A 23279-nucleotide genomic window follows, 5' to 3' on the forward strand; every position below is an offset into this window, starting at 1 on the left:
ATTTTTTAATTATCAGATGGTTTGAGTTAAACTCCTCATAATCTAAAGTTTTTCAAGCTTACAGGTAATTGAACCTTTTATCTTTAAAGGTCTTGCTATAAAGTTTTTTATAACTAATTGAGGCGTAAGAATGAATTACACTTTTCCTTCCATTTAGATGAAATCCTTGGATTATTACTTATGGTTATTTGCCAAGTCGGGTCATTTATATTTAAATTAATAAATGCGTTATCTGGAGAAATGATTAAATTACCAATTATTACTTTTCTTTCATGGATAATCTTTCTATTAAAGGTATAGTAGCACCTCATCCTGCCACCTATTATTTCGTAAGTTCTTTTATTTTTTGAATCACTTTTCAAGTCAGATTGATCATAATGCTTATTTTTTAATAGAGTGTAATAATGAACTTTTGCATCTTTGAAATGATTTAAAAATCTTAAGTCGAACTCTCTGTTGAAAATAAAAATGTCAGTATTAAGAGTTTGCAATGAAAAGATTTTTTTAAAAAAATCTTTTATTTTCTCGTCATTATCAAAATCATGTACAGTCACTATGCAAGTTGAGTCCTTTAATACTTTTTTAATGACCTTGTTTTCCTCTTTTTTCAAATCAATATTATTGTAGCCCATTGAATCAATAGATTTATTATCTTTTGTTAACAGTACACATGGGGATTGTTTAAATGTATTATACATTTCTACACATATTTCATTCGCATTATTGCTGGTAGATTTTAAGGATTTTAATCTTCCTTCGTCCATCAGTTCTTTAAGTATTGTTTCCCATAGATCAGTGTTCTCAACTTCTTTTTCGATAATATCCACGTATTCTCGTGAAATTATATGAGTGTTGTTTTCTTGAAGAAAAATCGCCAAGTCTTCATGTGAATCCTTATTAACCTTTAATTTGAAAGCACTTTTAAAAGTATTTAAATCTGATATAATATTCATTATAATAATTCTTTAACAAGTGAGTATGAGGCATCATAAAATCCTGATGGAAATGATGGTGATAATCTACCTTCTTCACATATAGTATGTTGCGTAATTTCAAACTTATCTTTAATTCTTTTAAAATAATATATTGAAATATCATCAGATGTAACGTTAAATTTTTTGTTTTTAACTATAACCTGCAGCATTCGAATAATATGCTCACTATGGGTTTCAATAAAATATGAATTTTTATTACCGATGCTTAATAAAGTATCAATAAACTTGGCTTGAAGGGATGGGTGTAAATGAACTTCAGGTTGTTCAATAAGTAATATCTGTCCTTTTCGAGTATAGTTCTCCGATAATAAGGCCTGAAATAGGATTGGAAGTTGTAAAGACACTCCATATCCCACGTCTGTAATATTAGACCAAAAGTCATTTGTTTTTACATTAAGCCCTAGGACTGGAAATTCTTTATTTTTAATAATATCTACTTGCTCTGCTATACCAAAGCTATTAATAGTTTTGTTAAGTAATGTAATTCTGTCTTGATATTCTCGTGGCGTTAACGATGGGTCGCCTAGAACATTAATCAGCTTTTCAATATCGATTGTATTGTAAGTGGATTTCTTGTCTTCGTGAAAATAGAATCTTTTCGGCGAAGAGCCTATTGGGTTAACAAATTTAATTTTATTAATCTCTTGAATTATATAGTTTTGGAAGGTTAAGAGATAAAGAATATTATAATAAGTATGGTGGTCGTATTGTTCGATTACTTTAGTTTTTAAAGAACTATCAAGTAAGGATAAGAATCCTTCTTTATAACAAACACAGTTTTGAATAATTTTTTCTTCTCCCAGTAAATCTTTAAATTTCAAGTTGCAGTAGATTTCTTTGTAATTTTCATCATCAAGCATATCTATATGCTCAAGTTGTAATTCTCCAAGTAAATCATTTGAAAATTTAAGATTTATATTGGAATGTACATCCAATTTATTTGAAAGGGTGATATGTAACTTTGTCGTGCTGTTCTCTAAATGCTTAAAACGAATATATCCATCAAGAGCTAAATCTTTTTCTGTACGATCATAAAAATTAATATTCTCGATTACATGTTTAAAGTGCTCGTCTTTAGCTTCAAAATAGAATTCTAGTTTTCTGCTTTTTTCCCTGTTATAAATCATTTCTTCATAATTCCCCAAATCAGTAAAATCGCCTTTCAATTTTAAATTTGATTCATTGGGAGAATCTATTGTCTGCTTAAGCGATAATAGAAACTTTAACAAAGAGCTTTTGCCACCACTGTTTTCTCCAATCAAAATGTTAATTCTTTTAAAATTAAAATTTTGATTTTGAAAACTCCGAAAATTATTTATTCCTAAGTTGAACATAATAGGTACTATAATATTTATTTGTAATTTTTAATTATTGACGCCCAATTAATCTAATTTAAACTATTTGTATGTCATGTATTCCACTTTTATTTAAAACTTTTCTGATTTGAACTCCTGATCATTAATTAAATCATTTAACCTTCTTCGTGGACATGAAATGGCCTGAATTGTATGAATGACAATTTCTCCAAATTTTAAGCTAGTTACAGTGCCTTCCTTTAAATATAAGCGTATGCTTTTCCCGAATGTCATTTTGTTCGTTTCATTTTCCTTTTATCAGTAAGTATTACATCTTTATCATCCTCGGAAAGCAAAAAGTATCTATATGAGCTTCCTTCTTGTACTCTTTTTAAAGGATTCTTATCCTGAAGACCATTGAATATTTTACTAAATGCAACCGAGAAATCTTTGTCACTAAATTTTGAATCTAGATCAGAATTTACTAGATTTTTAAACTCAGCGGGAGTAAATGACTTCCCTTCAAAGACTCCATTTTCTATATATGCCCTCAGGTAAAATATTGCACCAGGTGATTTTGGTAATTTCTGGTCCTGACGATACTTTCTTAGTGGAGGGTAGTCCGGAATTTCAATATTAAATGTGAATATTTCAAAAGGTTGGAATTCAGCAGCTTTAATAACTGCCATAACATTACTTAATGATGTATTATTTTTTCCTCTAACTATTCTGAAAATTTGAATATAGCTTAGATCAGTTCTTTCTGCAAGATCTTCTAATGTAATTCCACTTGTTTTGCATTTTCCCCAAAAAGTTTGTCTAAATAGACTCAACGACTCAGGATCTATATATTGTTTAGATTGAGATTTACTCATAAAAACTATTTTACAAATTTGTAATATTCGATTTAATGTCCTATATTTGTTTACATTATGTATGCGACATGTAGAGGGTAAGAAATAAATACTCTCCATAACGATGTCTCTCTTATTGGAAAATCCGCCAAATTTGCCCAAGAGAGTACCGTAAGGTCGCCCATTTGTTACTGGAAATTATATCTTTGTATAATACCAGTAGGGGCGGTCTTTGCGTTTGTACTTCTAAGGGCCCTAATAGTTTTTACTATTAGAGAGGTTTGCCAGGCGGATTCCCTCCAATTTAGAAGGAGTAAAGACCGTTCCTGCTGGTTTTTTCAGCTAGAACTCTTCTCAAGATATCGTTGTCATAACCAAAAAAAAATTATGATTAAACGAAAAGTAACCACCCACAGAACCACTCAAGACATGATCGAGGATCAGAGTCATCGGTTTGCCAATTTAACTTTAATAAAGAACATATCCTGTGCGCCAGAATAGGGCGTTTAGTAAAACATAAGTATAAATAGGAAAGGGGAAGTTTGTTCCAAATCTAAAAGGCGCGTTTTAGTAAAAGTGTGGTTTGCTGACCATACTTAATACTAAAAATTACGTTCTAATAAGGTTAAAACTAGCTTGTTCCCATACTATGATGGCTTATGTTACCGACTTTCATTTTGATATACAATTGCTTGCATAGGCTAAATTGGATCGGATTTTAGTCTTCGTAACCTAAAATTACACTTTTCCAGTTATAAAGCAAATTTTTGTCATCAAGTTTTATTGAATTACATCAATAAAAGAAAGTCGGTTCTTGTTCTTTAACCCAAATAATGCAATAATGAAGACCATTAGATAACCAATTGACGACGACGTAAAATTGCATTTTCTTGATTTAATATTTTTTTAACTGGTTTCCTTACGGCGCGAGCCATGTCCAATTAGTTCGGTTTTAAGGGAACCAATTTAAACTTTTAAAAAATGCAAAATACTTGTTATTGGGAGAGCTATGCGCTGTCCCCAGAGAGAGAACTGTCTTCGTTTTTGAGTGAAAAGTGCGTCCCATTTATTAAAAAACCGATTATGACTACACTTTTATCCAAAACAGCATTGAAAAATGCTACACTGACTAGATCCAGAGGTCGTATGCCCTATGTGCCCAAGGCTATAGTAGACAAACGTCCAAAGGAACGGTACTATTCTTTGCTGGTTCCTTCGGAAAAAGATATCAGTCCCTTTATTTCTGTGCTGCATGGCACCCGTAATGATGTACTGCGGATAAATTTTGTGTGCATGGCCGTTTATGAGTGCTACCTGTATGCCTTTGGACTGCCCAGTAATTTTCCGAAAGAGCAGATCATCGTTTTAGGTGAAGACCGCGTAAAGTATATTCCTTGTAGAAGCTGCTATTACGGAGGTAAGCATTTATATGAATATGAGCTCACCGTGCCTGTCAATACCGCAAGAGAAGACTATCAGCAACGGATCATCAATGACCTAAATGAGCACTTTCAGTTGGAAGTGAAAATCGAGAAACTCTCGGTAGTGAAAGACAGTAGACCGATCAACACTGAAGATGGCGAATCGGTAGAGTTGATCTGGGACGAGCTGACCACAATGATCATACGGAAGAAGTAAGCATTAACAAAAGAAAAGTATTAATAAAGTTTCACTACCTGTGATCTCCGGATGCTGCCTAGGGAAAAAGGCTTGATGATCAAGCTTCCCTTGGTAGTAAATGGAGCAGGGAAGCTTTATGTCCAAAAAATTAAAATAATGAACATAAACATACAATATATAGTCAAGTTCTGGGATTATCTCCGGAAGCTATTTAAGCCTGAAAGGGAAGGTGTGCTATTGAGCAGAAAGGATACGGAATTACCTGAATATTCTGTTGCTAAAAATGCGCTAGAAAATAATATTGCACATGCAACTAGTGTTGATTTTATCAGTCAATATGCCTTCGATGAAGGTTCGACAAACGTTCGGGATAACCTTGGGACTGGTACGGGACTGATTTGGAAATCATTCGGCAGTTCTTCGACTGCTGTTCGGCAAGTTCCCGAAGGCCAGTCGAAGCGCAGTCGAACAGCACCCGAACAAGACTCGAAGGAGTGTCGAACACGTGTCGAAGCGCAGTCGAACAACACTCGAACAGGTGTCAAACAAAAGATATTAGGTAGAGTAAATCCTGATTTTTTCCTGACCAACTTAACACCAACTTCTAATTTTCTGCGACTGGGCTTCGGGTCGGCATCGGGATTTCATCGGCTACAGTGCATGAAAAGTCGAAGCACGGTCGAGCAAAACCTGAGTGGAAGTAGAAAAAGGGGTGAAAAAAGGGAGGAGAAAGTGTACCAGGAAAAGGACGGCGCAACTACGGTGCAAGTGTGTTGCAGTTACGGGGAAACTTACTACAAGGGTAAAAGAAGGTTAAAAGAAAGTCCGAACAAGATCCGAACCAATGGCTTTGCTTTTTTTATGGTTTTCATGAAAAATGTACTTGCTAAAATCGTTCTTGATATACGGTTAGCGTACGGTTTATTCACGAATGCCCTACTGAAAAGGTACCAAAAAGGTACTGCGGATGTACTGGAGAGCTACCAAAGAGCTAGTGAGGTTAGTAGCTTAGCAGTGCTTGGAATGGCTTGTGCTAGGCAAGTACGGGGATATGGTTGTTCATGTGTTGCCCAAGCGTCCGTAATGCGTATGCTAAGTACTGGTAATGCATGGATAGTGCGTAAAACGGTACCTGTTTACGCACTACTAACGCACTATCAACGCATTATCTATGCTTCATCCATACTTAATCCCTACACGGAAAGTTCATTATCTCAAATAAGAGGATTTAAGCGATCCAATTTCTTTTGCCGGGCATCTGAGTGGTTTTGCATTAATAATAAGTCTAATCGCTTAAAATGCTTTTCAAATCAAGCGCAAGGAGGTGTTAGTGATGTTGTGAATGAGGGATTTGTAAAGCTATCACTAAAATCAAGGTTTTCAGCGGTAATGATCTTACTGCTGATAGTGACCTTCGGATCGGTATCCGCACAAGCTCAGAATAAGCAAAATTATGTGCTGCAGGGAACGGTTATTTCTGCTGTAGATAAGAAGCCATTACAGGCTGTATCCGTGCGTGTTGAAGCGGACAATGTGAAGACATCGACCAAGAAAGACGGTTCTTTCAATATCGCTGTATCCCAGCGTACCGGCAAAGTGAAGTTTACGTCTGTCGGCTATAAAACTCTAGAACTGGATTATACATCTGGCGCGGTGTTGTCTGTGCAACTATACGCTATTGAAAACCAGCTTGACGAAGTAGAAGTGGTGAGTACGGGGTTTCAGAAAATCCCAAAAGAGCGAGCAACAGGGAGCTTTGAATTTGTGGATAATAAACAGTTGAACAAGCGTGTTGGCTCATCTATTATCGATCGATTGGAAAATATGAGCAATAGCTTGCGTATTGATAAAGAATTCAAATGGCTTGATCGTGCACAGTACCAATCTGTCCCCAATTATAGTTTCGAAATGAGAGGTAAATCTGCTTTACTGGGTGCGCCTTCACGGACTATTATTTTGGATAATGTGGTGTATGAAGGAGATTTAAGAGATATCAATCCGAATGATATCGAATCGGTGTCTATACTTAAAGATGCAATTGCGACTTCATTATGGGGCATTTATGGAGGTGGAGGTGTCATTGTCTTAACGACAAAAAAGGGGAGTTTGAATAGTGCTACAAAATTATCATTCAATTCAAACTTAACCATTCAAAAGAAGCCAGATATATATGCTTTACCCTTTATGAACAGTAAAGATTTTATTGAATATGAAACTTTTTTATTTGACAAAGGCTATTTTAATTCGAGATTGAATGATACCTATAGTTATACTACAGTGAGCCCTGTGGTAAAGCTTTTGGATGAAATGAGAAAAGGAAACCTGTCATCTGCTGAGGCAAAGACGCAAATGGACCTTTACAGTACCTATGATATTCGTGATGATTATTATAAATATGTCTATAGAAATGCTATCAACCAGCAATATGCACTGAATCTTTCGGGAGGTAGCAATAAGATTTCGTATAGTTTTTCAGCGGGCTATGACAAAAATATCAATAACAAGATTTCTTCTGATAATGAAAGGACCACATTAAGATCTTTCATAAAGGTATCTCCGCTATCTAAACTTGACATTGTTGCTGACATCAATTTTACAAACGTAAATGCAAGGGATGCCAGTATAGATCAGAGTATTGCTTATGGTGCTCTTGATGCAGGGGCAGGGGGACTAGCATGGCCTTATCTCAGATTGGTAGATGCTTCGGGTAAACCGATTCCAAATGATGCAGTACCTGTAAATAAGGCTTTTCGTGATACCGCGGGAAATGGAAAGTTACAGGACTGGACTTACAACCTGCTGAACGAAGTTGATGGGAATTCGCAGATTTTAAAATCCAAAAATCTAATGGCTACTATTTCTATGGCATATCAATTTAAGCCTGATCTCAATGTGCAGTTGATTTACAATTATCAATATAATCCAGTAAAGGTTTCAGATTGGTTAGGATTAAAATCGTTTAAAATGAGAAATCTTATTAACTATTACAGTCAATGGAATGATGTTGAACTTTTGAAAACACCGATTCCAGTTGGTGATAGGTTGTCCCTGAGTAATACGGGAAATCAAACTCAGATGGGAAGAGTGCAGATCAATTATTCACCTGTTTTTAAGGATGGTATTCATCGGGTTGATTTTCTTGGTGCTGCCGAAGTGAGAGAGAAACAATTTGAGCGCGATGTTAATACCCAATTTGGATATGATCCTACCAATCTTAATTTTATTCCAATTGATGCCGTTTCCATATTTCCGTATTTAAACCAAAAATTTGGAGGAGGTGCCATTTCGACTGCAGATGCTTTTGAAAAGACTATTAATAGATACGTATCATTTCTTGCTAACGCAAATTATTCTTATCTCAACCGATACAACCTATCTGCTAATATTCGAAAAGATGCCTCGAATCTTTTTGGAGCAAAGACAAATCAAAAATGGCAACCATTATGGTCTATCGGTGCTGCCTGGGAGATCAATAAAGAATCGTTTTTAAATTCTAAGGATATCAATCTTTTGAAATTACGGGGATCCTTCGGTTTTAGTGGACATGCAAATGCTGAATATGCCGCACAATCTATTATTTACTATAACGGTACGATACCTTTGACAAATCTGCCCTATGCCAATATTACTTCTCCTGCTAACCCTTCTTTGTCCTGGGAGAAAATTCGTACGATTAATCTTGGTCTGGATTATAGTTTTTTTGGTAATAGATTGATGGGGTCTGTTGAATGGTATAAGCGAAATTCTCAAGATTTGATGAGTACTGTTTTAATCGATCCTACTATCGGTTTTGAATCCACAATAAAAAATGGTGGTGAATTGGAAGGAAAGGGGTGGGAGCTTGAAATAAATAGTTCGAATATAGAAACTCGGTTATTCAAATGGAAAACAAAACTATTGGTAAACCGCAATAGAACTCGAGTTCAGAAATATGACTACAAATTTGCTTTTCCTTATAATTATGTGATGACTTCTGGATCTACCAGTTCACAATATAGGAAGGGATATGATGTAGGGACTGTATTTGCGTACCGCTCAGCAGGCCTTGACCCTGAGACTGGTGATCCACGAGGATATCTTGATGGAGAAATCAGTAAAAATTACAGAGGGATTATGTATGGAGGCATGGAAAATATCTTAGATGTCGGTTCTGGCGTTCCTCGCTATTATGGTTCACTTGGTAACGAGTTTACGGTGGGGAATTTTTCTATGACGTTCAATATTCAAGCGCGTTGGGGATTTAAATTTTTTAGACAATCCTTTAATCAACAGACTGCGGCAGAAAATAGGGTAGGTTATGGCGATTATAACCAAAGATGGCAAAAACCTGGTGATGAAATGTATACAAATGTACCATCGTTAAATTATCCTATTGATATATTCCGTGGTCGATTTAACAGTGGAACTACCGATTGGGTAGAAGACGGAGCAAATATACGTTTGCAGGATATTTTGATTTCTTATCGTGTTGGACGATTAAAGTATATCAAGGATCTTTCTATATATGGTTTCGTTAAAAATATGAATGTTATGCTCTGGCGCAAAAATAACGTGGGCATAGATCCTGAATATCGAGATGCAATACCTTTTCCGTTGTCAGTTTCTTTTGGCGTTAATATGAGTCTTTAATTTTAAAACTGAATATGATGAAAAATATATATTATTTCTTTTTGGTAAGCCTCGTTTCTCTAGTTTCATGTGATTCTTTTTTAGAAGTTAAACCAAATCAAAAAATGACTGTTCCAAGTACACTTAAGGATTGTGATGCGTTGTTGGATGATTATTATACCATGAATAATAGTTACCCGGTTGTGGGAGAGATCGCCTCTGATCATTATTATTTAACAAGTACTTCCTTTGAAGCAATAACCCAAAATGCAGATAGAGACAGCTATTTATGGAATTCGCAAACCGATATTGCTACTGAAAATTGGGCTTCTTGCTATAAAGTGGTGTTCAATGCTAACCAGGTTCTAGAAGTTCTACAAGATATCAACAGAGAAGGAGATGTCAGTCATTATGATCGTGTGAAAGGGGAGGCCCTTTTTTTTAGAGCGTTTGCATATATGCAATTAGCAAATCTATTTACATTGCCTTATAATACCAGCACGGCAGATCAAGATCTTGGTTTGGTATTGAGACAGACAGCTTCTGTCGATGAGCAGTCAAAAAGATCATCACTCAAGCAAACCTATAATCAGATACTGGAAGACTTGACTGCTTCTTCTTTACTGTTACCCATGAGCTCTAATTACAAAACGCGCCCCACAAAAATGGCCGCTTATGCGGCAATGTCAAGACTCGGGTTGATTATAGGAGATTATAACCTAACGGTTTCATCTTCGAAAGAAGTACTTAATCAAAACTTGGTTTTAATAGACTATAATACATTAAACATCAATTCAGACGCTCCTTTTTCTAGGTTTAACAGTGAAACACTGTTTCATGCTACAACTTTGACTTCTGACTGCCTGGATCCAAACGTAGCTTATGTAGACAGTACTTTGTACCGATCTTATATGGAAATGGATTTAAGACAGGTGCTTTATTTCAGGAATGTTGAACCCGATGTGTATGCCTTTAAAGGTAAATATGATGGTGAAAACAATTATACTTCTTTTGCAGGATTGGTATTGGATGAAGTTTATTTCAATTTGGCAGAAGCATATGCGCATCAAAATAAAATTGATGCGGGAATGGATCAACTTAACACGCTATTAATTACGAGATGGAAGTCTTCAGAATTTGTAAAATTTACAGCCTTAAATAAAGAAGAAGCGCTTTCCAAAATTCTGGAGGAGAGAAGAAAATCTCTTATTATGCGCAATGTGAGATGGATGGATATAAAACGGTTAAGTTTGATTCCGCTGCTTGGCAAACCATTGATCAGAATGATGGATGGAAAGCGATATGATTTATCAATAGGAGATCTACGATACGCATTTTTAATCCCTTCTGGAGTAGTCGGTTTAGCTCCAGAAATAACTCAAAATATCAGATAATATGAAAAACTTAACAACACTATTATATATACTTTGTTATTTGCCATTTTTAGTAAGTGGTCAATTAAAATCACTTCGTATAGGTGATCATTTTAGCTATACTCAACCGTTACAGGTTATAAATTCTCCTGTACGATCTATTGATGTCACTAGTCTTGGAAAAGAACTGTTAATACTAGATTTTTTCACCTCATCTTGCGGAAGTTGTATTGAAGCAATGCCAAAAAATAATAAATTGCAGACTATTTTTAACAGTAAAATACAAATACTTCCTGTTGGAATTGAGTCGCGGGAAAGAATCACTAAATTAGTAAGCCATAATAGCTATATGAAAAATCTTCAATTTCCTTTAGTTGTTGAAGATACCGCATTGACTAAGATTTTCCCGCATCAAGGTGTTCCCCATGTCGTCTGGATTTATAAAGGAAAGGTAGCTGCAATAACAACCGGCGATATGGTTACAGCCGAAAATATAGAACAGATACTTACTGGTCAGTCCGTATCAGAATGGCCAATGAAAGATGATTTTTATTATGAGGAGCAAACAGTATCGCATCGTGTCGATTCAGGATTTTACAGCAAATTGTTGCCTTATATAAATGGTGCGGCATTGAATTATGCCGTTGATACGATTGGTGACCATGTCCGTGTTAAGATGACTAATGTTACTACCGTACCTGCTTTCCTTTACCTTTTTGGACAATTGGAGCAATTACCATTAATGAAGAAAGAACGAATCATTCTTCAAAATGTTGACGTGAATGATTTTGAGAATCTGGATTCTATACCAGAATCTTTATGGATGCAAAAGCATGCTTTTGGTTATGAAACAACTTGGTCATTAAAGCTAGAACATAAAAAGCGTATGGAAGCTATAATTAATGATCTTAGCAATCGCTTGAATCTGAGTGTTGAGCTCAAATATGAAAAATCATCTATCTGGGTTGTAAGAGCATTGCAAGCAAATCTCCCTTTAGTTAGTAATATCAAAAAGAAGACATCCCTCAGAAACTGGATTACGATGCTTGAAATCTTTAATACGGCATTTCCTCCTATAGAGCTAGAAAATGTAAGCGATATAGAAATAAATACGGAGACAGTAACAGATTTTGACAGTTTAAAACTTGTTTTAAATAAAAATGGATTTGATTTACAGCGCGTAGATAAGCCTATTTTATCTTTGGTAGTTCGATCTAAGTGATAATTAGAAAGGCTGAAGATTATTCTTCAGCCTTCCATTTGTTCAATTAAAGCGAATTAAGCTTTCAATTTAACATTTGCACTGCTTGTACGTGTATTTAGTGCAGTTACCATTTCGCTTAATAAAGCTTGATTGATAACGGGTTGTCCTCCTGAATTTGTCGCATTGATTGTACAAATTTGGTTATTTCCTAAACAATTAGGAGGGGGCGATCCTGCAGGAGTATAACTCGTTTGCTCAGCAGGATGTGCGGGATCTATGATTTCAAATAGTGCCATCTTGGTCTTCTTTAGTAATAATGAAGCTTATTATTACAGACAATTTTAAAAGTTTTGAACTGCCCATTTTTAATAATAAACTGAAAAATTGATTTATCCTTGGTTGCGAGGTGCAGAGTTGTCAATTCTACGGTCCGGCCTGCTGAGTTACCCCGAAGGGTGTATCTATCATAAAGATAAACAGCAGGGCTTTTATTGCTCTTACCCGCCTATGGGGAAGACTGCAAATTTTTGTCTGTATCGCTTGATACTTGTCTTATCTGTTTTCATAGCTATTGTTTTTAGTTCTTATTTCCATTTGTCTATTTCAAAATAAAGGACAAATTCAGATCTCAAATCGGGTATGGCGGTAGTATTTTACTTTTTCTTGTCTTATCTGTTTTTATCATATTCTTTTTAAATTTTATTCATTGAAACCCTAGCTCTTTTGGAGCTAGGGAGTCATGGCTGGTTTCACATTAACAGGCGGCATCCAACATCACCGACGATTAATTTTTTTATAATCAATCTCTTACTTAAAGAGTAGCGCATTCATTTTACTTTAACAAAGGGGACTATAGCGTTCTTTTGGTTCGATATAGTCACCTTTGGAAAGCGCTTGTACTACTTCTATCGTACGCTTCAATTCAAAACTAATACGAAAACGAACATTTTGGAGGGGAGACTTTTTTGAGATGGAACCTGTTTTAAAGGGCTTTAAAATGAGCTCCCTTTTAGCAAAGGGGAGAAATGAGGCGAAATTGGTGTAGAAGAATTTCTTGTTATAAAAGGTCATTCAAGCCTATTACGCTTGAATATTGACCTTTATTTGGTTTGTACATGAGAAATTATGGGGGGAGTCCCTGATTTCTAAAAATTTATTAAATTATCTGCGATTTTTTCCGCCCAAATGGTCAAAATCACGCTCTATAGCCTGCAGCATTTTTGTCAAAATGCCGTGGACATGAGTTGCTCCACTTTCCAGTTTTTGTCTATCGAATTTTTCCAGACTATCTTTAGATACCAAATGCCCACGTTTGGTCCGGACACAAGTGGAAACATAGGAACAGACTTCTCGTTTGGTCATATCTTGGGGGTACACGTCAGCAAGATGCATGTAATGCGTAAAAAGATTGATATGGGTCGCAAACAATTGCGTCGGTATTCCTTCCGGTTTCTCAACTTCTGCGGGTTTATTAAGCTCCTCTATTTTATTTACTTCTTCAGGTTTGGTTTCGGTTGCCGCTATAGGTTTTAGTTTAACGGTTTTTCTTTGTTCCACATATTCGATGAGGAGATCTGCAAGATGCTTACGGGTAGGATCAAAGTATAATTTAGGATCACGGGAGGCTTGACTTATTCTAAGCCGGTTAATATCAATACACATCATTTGATGGTTTTCGCAAAGAATTTGAAGCTGATAGTTAATCAGCTCCGTACATCGATTAAAGAATCCCATATGATTGAAGTTGATATTGATGATGGTCTCGATAAAACGACGTTCCCAATCTTTATTGCGGTTGTCCCCAGCAATATGGGTTAACGACTGTAATAACTTACTGAAAAACAGATAATGATAATAACAGATCTGGCAAACAGCGCTGTTGAAATGATTATCAATTGCTGATTGGATTTCTGCCAGCAGATGTATTTCTATTTTCTTTTTTAAAAGTGCTTCTTTTAACGTAGGGAATTTCTCCTGCAATTCTATTTTTAAAAGCTGATATTGATAATCGGTCAATGGTTCTTCAAGATTCATATCTTGACTGTATATATCTTCATATGTCTTAAAGAGTTCATGAAATTTCAATATTATTGAATCAACCTGCTGATTTTTTTTACGGTAAATAATATTGAACATACGTCGCAATTGACTGTAGAAAATACGGAAGGATTGTTGAACGAGCTCACGGTTACCATGACTGAGGTATCTTGTATGCGAATTGATCTCAATATCCTTTAGCGCTTCTAAAAGATCTTGATCGATCTGTTCATCTTCTTCTTTGTTCAAATGAGGGATACCATAGGCTGCTATGAGCTCCCTTAGGTTCGTTAAAACACTAATCATAATTAGTAATAAAATGGGAAATTTATATATGCTTACTAAAATTAAACAAGAAAAGAAGAGTTATCAAGTTTTTCCTATTATAGGGAAAAAATATAAATTTCCAATATTCTGAAAAGTATCGGTTTTGAAGCTTAAATGAATTTTTTCAGTAAATTAGTACTAGCTCAAAGGGGACAATTGCTTTGTAACAAAATTTGCTACAGAGCTGCTTGTTTTTGTTTCAATGAGACAACATTGAAGATCTTTTGATCTTAACAATGATTAAATTTCGAAAAAAGAATGCGAAACCACCTTAAATACTAACGCAATGAAAATATTTGAAAAAAAACAGAGCAAGGAGCCACCTGCTAGGTACCCAGAAAATTCTCAAGGAGATTTTTATGTGGAGAATGATGCTTGTATTCGTTGCGGGGCTCCGGAATTTGAGGCGCCTGACCTCATTGATCATTCGAAAGCTGAATACGAACATTGCTATTTTAAAAAACAGCCAGAAACTCCAGATGAATTGGAAAGAGCGATATGTGCTATGCAGGTTTCATGTATTGCGGGTCTACGGTACGGAGGTACGGATGAGAAAATATTGAAACGGCTTTATAAGGAAGGATTGGAAAATGAATGTGATCATAAACCTAAAGGCAGGTTTGGCTTTTTAAAGAAATTTTTGAAATGAAGTAGTCTCTAACGACTAAATTTTACAGTAGACATTAAAGTAATAATTCCGCCAAAGTATTGAAATTTAAAAATGAGCATAGTAAAAATACCGAAAAAATTACGAGATATTTTGGACACTTTACGAAGTGGACAAATTGAAATTGGTCTAGAGCAGTTAGAGCAAATAAAAGGCTTTGAACCTCAGAAAGCTATAGTTCATGCGGAGATAAATTACTTCAACAGCAATTACGAAAGTGCGATGACAAACGATGAAAATGGTTTGCCTTTTAATGAGCAATGGTATGCTGGAAACGTTTTAAGTGAGCACTTTTCTGCATACACAAATACGGCTCTAATGACGGGCAGTATTTTAAGAGCAGAGACTTTTTACAGCAATTTCTTGACTGAAAAAGAAAAATTAAATTTACCTGAACATCAGATACGTACTTATAGGTTTCAAATTGAACGTCATTTAGCTAAACTAAAGGGTGAAAATGATTTGAGTATTTCGCGTAAACCGCTCAAAATTGTAAAAGACGGTAAATCAACTGCTGAATTTATTGCACAATTAAAGCAGTATCGACCAAAATTGACATTTGATAGTGAAAAAGGAGCGGAATACCTGCTTCACTTTATGCTAGAGTCAGGAAATACGGACGAAAGTCTAGCCTATTATGAAAAGTTTGCTGCTAAAATTTTCCTAGATGATATCCACATAAATGCCGCAAGACTTTTTTATCTGACAGGGCAAATCGATAATGCAAAACAAGCGATATTAAGGTTTGCAAAAAATTGGTATCCTGTTGAGCACATTCAAATTTCTCCAATGGGGTTGTTCGATTATGATGACTTGTTACCGCTTTTGACAAAGGAATTTAAACAAGAGATATTAAATATTCCAAAAGGAAAATAATAAAGCAATTTAGGGAGTGACAGCTGTTGTGAAAAAAGAAAACATCTCCATTGTCACTGACAATCAGATGCTAAATTGCACGAGAAGTAGTCTACTAGGTGGTTGTGTAAACAATGTTAAAACGTACGAATGGAGAAAAATACTTTACGAATTGTAAACAATGACCCTCAAATATAAATTGGTTATAATAATCATCAAAATGAATTTCAATCGGGCTTTTTTGATTTTTGTTTCAAAGCTGTGCTCTAGAACTAATCTTAGTTGGCTTGCGCACAACATTTTTTTGTAACTTCGCACCCTTGATTGGTATTTGTGCGCTTAGTTGATTGCCTAGAAAACATCATCTAATTTACTAAATATCAGTTATTTACATAAGTGTTAAGTAGCTTATTTTACTGAATGTCAATAACTTATAGTTTTTGTCATGTGCTGAAAAAAAGATTCTAATAAAATATGAGCCAGACTTTAAAAAATTATGAATGATATAACAAGTCTATACTTGATAAAACTAATTTAAAAATGCAAAATTTATTTTCTTACGGAACCTTACAGAAAGAGCAAGTGCAAATGGAAACTTTTGGTAGACTGCTCACTGGAGAGAAAGATACTTTATTAGGGTATATTTTAAAAATGGTTGAAATTACGGACCCCGAAGTTTTACGAAAAAGCGGACAACAATTTCATCCAATAATTGAACCTACAGGAAACTTAGATGATAAAGTTGAAGGTATGCTTTTCGAAATATCAGAAACTGAAACACTAAACGCGGATAAATATGAAGTGGATGATTACAAAAGAATTGAGGTCGAGTTTCAATCAGGTAAAAAAGGATTTATTTACGTAAAAAAATAAATGATTATTCGTGGTCTATACCTTGATTCATTTCTATTTGAACCTATTTGGTTAAAAACTTAACTACTTTTGTTATTAGCGGTCAAGCTAATTGCCACACCAAAACTCAAATAGAACCATCAAAATTGGCAATTACAATGACAAACTTAATAACGATAAGAGAAAACGCGGTGAAGGACAAAAATGATGTCATTGACTTAATAAGGTTAAATACACCTGAATATTTCGCAGTTGATGAAGAAGAAGATTAACTCTTTTAAAATCACATCGTAAAGTCTTAATTATTTAACAAGCAGCACAATAGACTGTCTCTTATTGTGTTTTTTATTGACAAGATGTTTGAGTACCAACAGGGTGACCTCTTGGAGCTCGAACCTTACAATTTCTATCTACTAGGGATGATTTACTATTCGTCAGCTTGCTCAAAACTAACCAAAGAAGTCAATGCTTTAAGAAAAATTATTATTTAAGAAAATTTTCGCGAGATTCCCCAGCTGTCTTAATTTCAATCTTAAATCATCCGTCCACTGTAAGCCTATACAAAGACGCAGACAATTCTGAAATTGGTTCTGTAAAGTAAACATTCTACCGGGTGCGACACTTATTTGCTTTTTCAAGGCATACTTGTACAGTTCGACCGTATCAATTCCTTTTGGAAATTCTACCCATAACGCAAGTCCACCTTGTGGTCTGCTTATTTTAGTTCCATAAGGGAAATACTCAGCAATGGCCAGCGCATAATGCTGATAGTTTTCCTGCAACGTTTTACGAAAACGACGAAGATGATTGTCATACCTGCCTGTCATTAAGAAGTTGGCAACAGCTTCGTGAACTACAGATGTAGCAGATAAAGAGTGTACAAGTTTCAATTTTAGTATTTGGTCTTTGTACTTACCGGGAGCAACCCAACCAACACGATAACCAGGAGCAAGGGTCTTAGATATAGAACTACACCACAAAACATTACCGTCCATATCAAAAGACTTACAGCATTTCGGACGCTCAGCACCAAAATAAATATCCCCATAAGTATCATCTTCAATAAGCGGAATATTAGCCATTGACAAAAGGGCTACTATTTCTTTTTTGCTTTCATCGGGCATGCAATATCCCAAAGGTGTGTTGAAATTGGGTACTAAAAGGCAAACATTTATCTTAGGTAACAATTTTTTCAAAGCATGAATATCTATTCCGCTGACAGGGTGTGTAGCCACTTCGACTACATTCAGTCCTAAACTAACAGCAAGTTGCAGAATACCCGGATAACAGGGGCTTTCTAATGCTAAGGTGTCGCCTGGTTTCGTTAATGCCATAAGGCACAACGACAAAGCGTTCATACAACCATGTGATGTTATGATATCGCTTTCCTTTAAATTCCCTTCCCAAGACAATGAACGAGCAGCAATCATTCTCCGTAGCTTTACATTGCCCTGTAAAGTTTCATATTCCGTACCACCCTCTTTTAGTTCCCTTGTGGCAAGTACGATTTCTTTTTTCAGCCTTGCCAACGGCAATAAACTGCCAGAGGGGACACCGATAGAAAATAGCGTTAAGTCATTACGTCCCATAGTGGAATAAACATCATTAATTAAATCGTTCGGCTCTGTATTATTGGAAACAGACAAGGGCGCACTAGGTTCTGGTAACGTAAGTTTTAAATAACTTAATGGACTAACAAAAAAACCTGACTGAGGTTTTGACTGTACAAGTGATTGTGCTTCCAGTTCAAGATAAATCCTTTTGGCTGTATTCATGCTTATTCCATGTTCTTTGCTCAATATTCTTATAGACGGCAAACGTTCCCCCGCTTTCAAAATACCTGCCTTGATTTTATTGGCAATGTTTCCAGCTATCTCATTGTATAAAAAATCTCTTTTCATGTTGTAAATTTAACTGTATCCATTGAGATATCAAAAACTGTAACTGTGTTTATTTATGTAAATATCCGAATTTTGCATAAAAATAATATACAATGATAGAATCGGGTATGAGTAAAGTAAAAGATAGCATAGCACAAGGTTGGTTAAACGGCTTTATTGGTGTCGTATTATTTAGCGGTTCGTTACCGGCAACGCGAATAGCGGTTTTAGAACTTAATCCTGTGTTCCTGACGGTTGCCCGTGCTTCCATTGCGGGAATACTTGCCCTTATTGCCTTGTTGCTCTTTAAAGAAAAACGCCCGGAACGAATACACATTTTACCCTTGGCTATTGTAGCCCTTGGTGTTGTCGTAGGTTTTCCTTTATTGAGTGCATTAGCATTGAGATACATTACTTCGGCTCATTCCATTGTATTTTTAGGGATATTACCCGTGACAACGGCTTTGTTTGGCATCATTCGTGGTGGCGAACGCCCAAAATCTATATTTTGGTTTTTCTCTATTATAGGCAGTCTTTTGGTGATAGGTTTTGCAGTGGCGGAAGGTCTGTCAGCTTCACCTATTGGTGATATGCTAATGCTTGGCGCTATTATTATTTGTGGATTGGGATATGCCGAAGGGGCAAAATTGACAAAGGTACTGGGCGGTTGGCAGGTAATCTCTTGGGCATTGATACTTTCAGTGCCTGTAATGTTACCACTCACATTTATCTATATGCCGTCATCGTTGGAGGGTGTTAGTACAGGAGCTTGGGTGAGCCTAGCCTATGTGTCACTGTTCAGTATGTTTATTGGTTTCATCTTTTGGTATCGAGGGTTAGCACAGGGCGGCACTGCGACCGTAGGACAGCTACAGTTGTTACAACCGTTTTTTGGTTTGGGGTTAGCCGCGTATTTACTTCACGAACATGTTAGTATTGGTATGTTGGCCGTTACAGTCGGTGTAATCCTTTGTGTGGGAGGTACAAAGAAATTTGCCCGGTAAATCAGTTCAATTAATAAAAAGAATAATAAAGTAAAACACTAAATCCCATAAAGGATTAATGACCATAAACACAGATTAAATTTATAAAGACTCCTTTTATCAGGTTTGGAATTTTCATTCAGCATCCGAAAAAGACTGAAATATTGGATGTAACGGCCTAAAAAATGGTGATACACCGAAAATAATTTTGTGTATTGATACTGGTCAAAAAAAATAATTAACTTTTAGTGGTAAAACATTGAAAAAAAAGGCAAAGCAACAGATTAATTCAATTTTCTCAAAATAAAGCAGCAAGAATACCAATGAACTATACAGTAAAACAAATTGCAGAGATCACCAATGCACAGATCATGGGTGATAAAAATTTAGTGATCAGAAATATCGCGTTTGACAGCAGGATTATTTATTCTATAAAGAATACGGCATTTATTGCGATCAATACGCATAAGAATTCCGGTGAAAAATTTATTGAATCTGCAATAGACCGCGGTATCAGTGTGATCATTTCTGAGCATCAATATCCGCAGTTTGAAAATGTAACATGGATCCTTGTCGAAAATTCGGTTGCTTTCCTTCAGAAACTCGCCCAATATCATTTTAAACATTCTCATATTAAATCTATTGGAATTACCGGAAGTAATGGAAAAACCATTCTTAAGGAATGGCTTTATCAGTGCCTTTGGAATGAATTTCCAACCGTAAAAAGTCCAAAAAGTTTTAATTCTCAGATTGGCCTCCCACTATCTCTACTGCAGATCAACGATTCTTATAAACTTGGGATTTTTGAAGTAGGTATTTCAAAGCCTCACGAGATGGAGAAACTTGAAGATATTTTTCATCCGGAGATTGGATTGCTTACCCATATCGGGAATGCCCATGCAGCCAATTTTAAATCGGAAGAAGAATTGATAGACGAAAAAATAAAGCTTTTTAAAGATTCTAAGGTTATTGTTTACAATGGCGATCATCTATTGGTTGCCAAGAAGATACACGAACTGTATTCAAGTAAAAAAATAATTTCTTACGGACTTAAAAATAATAATAATGTTTTCATTAAAGAAGGTATTACCAAGGATGATAATATTACTGTTGTTTATTTTGACGAAGAAATCTCATTCCCTGTTCATCAGAAGGACGAAGCTACACTGACTAATGCATTGGCTCTGATAACGGTTTTAAAAGAACTGAATATTGATAATCAAAAGATCATTGAGAAGATCAACTCTCTGAAAGCTGTAGAAATGCGTCTGGAAGCCATTGAAGGAATTAAAAATAATATGATTATTAATGATTCTTTTAATCTGGATCTTGATTCCCTAAAAACGGCGCTTCAATTTCTGAATGAATATAAGAAATCTAAAAAATCACTGGTCTTAACAGATATCGTAGGGGTTAATTCTAATTCCAAAGAACTCTATGAAGAAGTCTCTGAACTAGTCAATGATCAAAAGTTTGATTCTGTTTTCCTGATTGGGGAAGAAATATCAAAATTCACTGAATTATTCAAGTCCAAAACTTCAACTTTCCTCAATACCCAAGAATTAATTGACAGTAAGCATCTTACTGAAATTGAAAATCAGCTTATTCTGCTCAAAGGAGCCAGAAAATTTGAAATAGAGAAACTGAAAGATATCCTTGAACTGCGAAAGCACGATACCGTTCTGGAGATTAACCTTAATGCCATTTTGCATAACATCAATTATCACAAATCCCTACTGAAATCAGGGACGAAAATGATGGCGATGGTAAAAGCTAACGCTTACGGATTGGGTAGCTACGAAATTTCTGAATTCTTACAGCATCATCATATTGATTATCTGGGAGTTGCATATGCGGACGAGGGTATTGAGCTTCGTAAAAAAGGAATCACGACTCCCATTATTATCATGAATCCTGAACAGCACAGCTATGAAGCGATTATTGAATATAATCTGGAACCCGAAATTTACAGTTTCAGAGTTTTAGAGCTGTTTTATGAAGCAGTTCAAAAATCCGGCTATGATAAAATATATCCTATTCACATCAAGCTTGAAACAGGAATGCACCGTCTTGGTTTTAAAGATTTTGAATTAGATCAGCTAAGCGAAACTTTAAGACAAAAGAATGTAAAAGTCCAAAGTATATTCAGTCACTTATCATCTTCTGATATGCCTGAAGAAAAAGAATTTACAATCAGACAGTTTGACGTTTTCGAAAAAAATTCCAGTTATCTGATTGAAAAACTGAACTACATTCCTATCCGACATATCCTGAATTCATCAGGAATAACAAGCTATACAGACCATCAGTATGATATGGTTAGAATTGGAATCGGAATGATCGGAGAGTCACCATGTAGTGAAATACAAAAACAACTTCAGTCTGTGGTAAGTTTTAAAACCGTAATTTCACAGATATCAACGGTTGATACCGGAGAATCTGTAGGTTACAGCAGAAGATACAAAGCAGATCATCCATCAAGAATTGCTACTATTCCTGTAGGATATGCTGATGGAATACCAAGACTTATCGGCAACCAGACGGGAAGTTTGGGAGTAAACAAAGTATTGGCACCCATCGTAGGGAATCTCTGTATGGATATGATGATGATCAATGTAGACAATATCCCAAATGTAAAAGAGGGTGATACGGTCACCATCTTTAATGCAAAACCAAGTTTAAAAGAATTCGCAGACTACTGCAAAACAATAACCTATGAAGTGTTAACATCGATTTCACCCCGGGTGAAAAGGATATATATAAAAGACTAGTTATGAGAAAACTCCTGATCCTTCTCTTCGCATTCCAGCTCCTCGCGAAGTAATGGAAAAACTAGGAAGCCATAATATGTAACTAAAGCCCATTACAGAACTCATTTAGAAAAATAAGCTGCTGGGCGGTGGTATTTAAGAAGGCGAGGGGTAAGGGGAATTCAATATTGAAGCGTACGAATGGAGACAAATACCTTACGAATTGTAAACGATGACCCTCAAATATAAATTGGTTATAGATTGCCAGCGATAAAACGTGTAATTTACGGGAGTTCTTAGTATTGCTAAATGAATATAATCATGATGAGAAAATATCTTTGTATAATGCTTCTTTTTATCGCTGCAGTGGATGGTCTGCATGCGCAAACGGTGACCAGTAAATTGCTTCCTACCAAATTAAAGGCAAGTTTTGAACGTGTAAAAGATGCTATCCCAGATATGCCCGGCTGGTATATTGATCAGGATATGGAGGTTAAAGCCCTGGCGCATACAGATACTACGGCTACCTTTGAAATCCAGGAAAAAGGTTTAAGTACTGAAATTCTTGTTGATAACGAAAAAGAGTATAATAAGCTGGTCGCAGCGGCAGCAAAAGACGTTTCCAAACCAAGTATTTATATGCTCTATAATTACAAGTTAAAAGGCAAAAAAACGCAGTTTGTGCCGATAAAAAAAAGCTTTTTATTTTTTGAATACGGGTTTATCTGGACACTGACCGTAAAAAAAATAGCAGAAAACGAAACTGAGCTTTCATTTGCATATAAATCGCTGGCTCCCACATTTGCCAATAAAATTGAAAGCGAATTTAAAAGCGATACGTATTATAGCAACAAAATTCTAAAAATTTCGGTCGATGATAAGCGCATGCGTGAACGGATCAACGATATTTTGATCAATAAAATGCATGTCGACAGGGATTATCCGGCGCCATCTTATCCAATGCGTAACTAGGTTTTAT

Annotated in this window: 16 protein-coding genes; 10 read left to right on the forward strand and 6 right to left on the reverse strand. The window is 35.6% G+C overall.

The genetic code is table 11. The features are described from left to right. Positions 1 to 113: 113 nt before the first annotated feature. From FHR29_RS04380 to FHR29_RS04390, 3 genes are all read right to left on the reverse strand, one after another. Positions 114 to 953 carry a hypothetical protein gene (locus tag FHR29_RS04380; RefSeq protein WP_183912638.1) on the reverse strand — a complete coding sequence of 280 codons (840 nt, stop codon included), beginning with the start codon at positions 951 to 953 and terminating at the stop codon, positions 114 to 116. Next, positions 953 to 2329 (reverse strand): DUF3696 domain-containing protein, encoded by a 1377-nt coding sequence (locus FHR29_RS04385; protein WP_183912640.1) that lies wholly within the window; start codon positions 2327 to 2329, stop codon positions 953 to 955. Before FHR29_RS04385 ends, FHR29_RS04380 begins: the two co-directional genes overlap by 1 nt. A 251-nt stretch (positions 2330 to 2580) precedes the next feature. After that, positions 2581 to 3165, reverse strand: a complete 585-nt coding sequence (locus FHR29_RS04390; RefSeq protein ID WP_183912642.1) for a helix-turn-helix domain-containing protein — start codon at positions 3163 to 3165, stop codon at positions 2581 to 2583. A gap of 1062 nt (positions 3166 to 4227) precedes the next feature. On the opposite strand from FHR29_RS04390, the gene FHR29_RS04395 reads away from it, so the two are divergent. The 4 genes from FHR29_RS04395 to FHR29_RS04410 all read left to right on the forward strand — a co-directional run bounded on the left by FHR29_RS04395 (position 4228) and on the right by FHR29_RS04410 (position 11967). Continuing rightward, positions 4228 to 4782: a hypothetical protein gene (locus FHR29_RS04395; RefSeq protein WP_183912644.1), complete on the forward strand. Its 555-nt coding sequence runs from the start codon at positions 4228 to 4230 to the stop codon at positions 4780 to 4782. Positions 4783 to 4920: 138 nt separating this feature from the next. Then, the gene (locus tag FHR29_RS04400; RefSeq protein ID WP_183912653.1) at positions 4921 to 9393 is read left to right on the forward strand and encodes a SusC/RagA family TonB-linked outer membrane protein; all 4473 of its coding nucleotides are present in this window, start codon (positions 4921 to 4923) and stop codon (positions 9391 to 9393) included. A 14-nt stretch (positions 9394 to 9407) separates the two neighbouring features. Further along, positions 9408 to 10766: a RagB/SusD family nutrient uptake outer membrane protein gene (locus FHR29_RS04405; RefSeq protein ID WP_183912655.1), complete on the forward strand. Its 1359-nt coding sequence runs from the start codon at positions 9408 to 9410 to the stop codon at positions 10764 to 10766. Between the two features lies 1 nt (position 10767). Further along, positions 10768 to 11967 (forward strand): hypothetical protein, encoded by a 1200-nt coding sequence (locus FHR29_RS04410; protein ID WP_183912657.1) that lies wholly within the window; start codon positions 10768 to 10770, stop codon positions 11965 to 11967. A gap of 56 nt (positions 11968 to 12023) precedes the next feature. Here the strand turns inward: FHR29_RS04410 and FHR29_RS04415 are convergent, their stop codons facing one another. Continuing rightward, positions 12024 to 12245, reverse strand: a complete 222-nt coding sequence (locus tag FHR29_RS04415) for a hypothetical protein (protein ID WP_183912659.1) — start codon at positions 12243 to 12245, stop codon at positions 12024 to 12026. 865 nt (positions 12246 to 13110) lie between these two features. Beyond that, positions 13111 to 14292: a hypothetical protein gene (locus FHR29_RS04420; RefSeq protein WP_183912661.1), complete on the reverse strand. Its 1182-nt coding sequence runs from the start codon at positions 14290 to 14292 to the stop codon at positions 13111 to 13113. A 307-nt stretch (positions 14293 to 14599) separates the two neighbouring features. Here FHR29_RS04420 and FHR29_RS04425 point away from each other — a divergent pair, with 307 nt between their 5' ends. The 3 genes from FHR29_RS04425 to FHR29_RS04435 all read left to right on the forward strand — a co-directional run bounded on the left by FHR29_RS04425 (position 14600) and on the right by FHR29_RS04435 (position 16708). Continuing rightward, on the forward strand, positions 14600 to 14962 hold the full coding sequence (locus FHR29_RS04425) for a ferredoxin (RefSeq protein WP_183912663.1): 363 nt from the start codon (positions 14600 to 14602) through the stop codon (positions 14960 to 14962). Positions 14963 to 15034: 72 nt separating this feature from the next. Continuing rightward, the gene (locus FHR29_RS04430; RefSeq protein ID WP_183912664.1) at positions 15035 to 15856 is read left to right on the forward strand and encodes a hypothetical protein; all 822 of its coding nucleotides are present in this window, start codon (positions 15035 to 15037) and stop codon (positions 15854 to 15856) included. Positions 15857 to 16375: 519 nt separating this feature from the next. Next, entirely contained in the window at positions 16376 to 16708 is a 333-nt protein-coding gene (locus tag FHR29_RS04435; RefSeq protein ID WP_183912666.1) for a gamma-glutamylcyclotransferase family protein, read from the forward strand. Positions 16709 to 17157: 449 nt separating this feature from the next. Here the strand turns inward: FHR29_RS04435 and FHR29_RS04445 are convergent, their stop codons facing one another. Beyond that, complete coding sequence (locus tag FHR29_RS04445; protein WP_183912669.1) at positions 17158 to 18588, reverse strand: PLP-dependent aminotransferase family protein; 1431 nt, start codon at positions 18586 to 18588, stop codon at positions 17158 to 17160. A gap of 92 nt (positions 18589 to 18680) precedes the next feature. Here FHR29_RS04445 and FHR29_RS04450 point away from each other — a divergent pair, with 92 nt between their 5' ends. The 3 genes from FHR29_RS04450 (at position 18681) to FHR29_RS04460 (ending at position 23272) form a co-directional block, all read left to right on the forward strand. Next, a complete protein-coding gene (locus FHR29_RS04450) occupies positions 18681 to 19571 on the forward strand; it encodes a DMT family transporter (RefSeq protein ID WP_260291857.1) in 891 nt (296 codons plus the stop codon). 302 nt (positions 19572 to 19873) lie between these two features. Beyond that, positions 19874 to 22321 (forward strand): bifunctional UDP-N-acetylmuramoyl-tripeptide:D-alanyl-D-alanine ligase/alanine racemase, encoded by a 2448-nt coding sequence (locus tag FHR29_RS04455; protein WP_183912671.1) that lies wholly within the window; start codon positions 19874 to 19876, stop codon positions 22319 to 22321. A gap of 300 nt (positions 22322 to 22621) precedes the next feature. Next, positions 22622 to 23272 carry a transcriptional regulator gene (locus FHR29_RS04460; protein WP_183912673.1) on the forward strand — a complete coding sequence of 217 codons (651 nt, stop codon included), beginning with the start codon at positions 22622 to 22624 and terminating at the stop codon, positions 23270 to 23272. Positions 23273 to 23279: the final 7 nt, after the last annotated feature.

Source organism: Sphingobacterium sp. JUb56 (assembly GCF_014191365.1).
Lineage (GTDB): Bacteria > Bacteroidota > Bacteroidia > Sphingobacteriales > Sphingobacteriaceae > Sphingobacterium > Sphingobacterium anhuiense.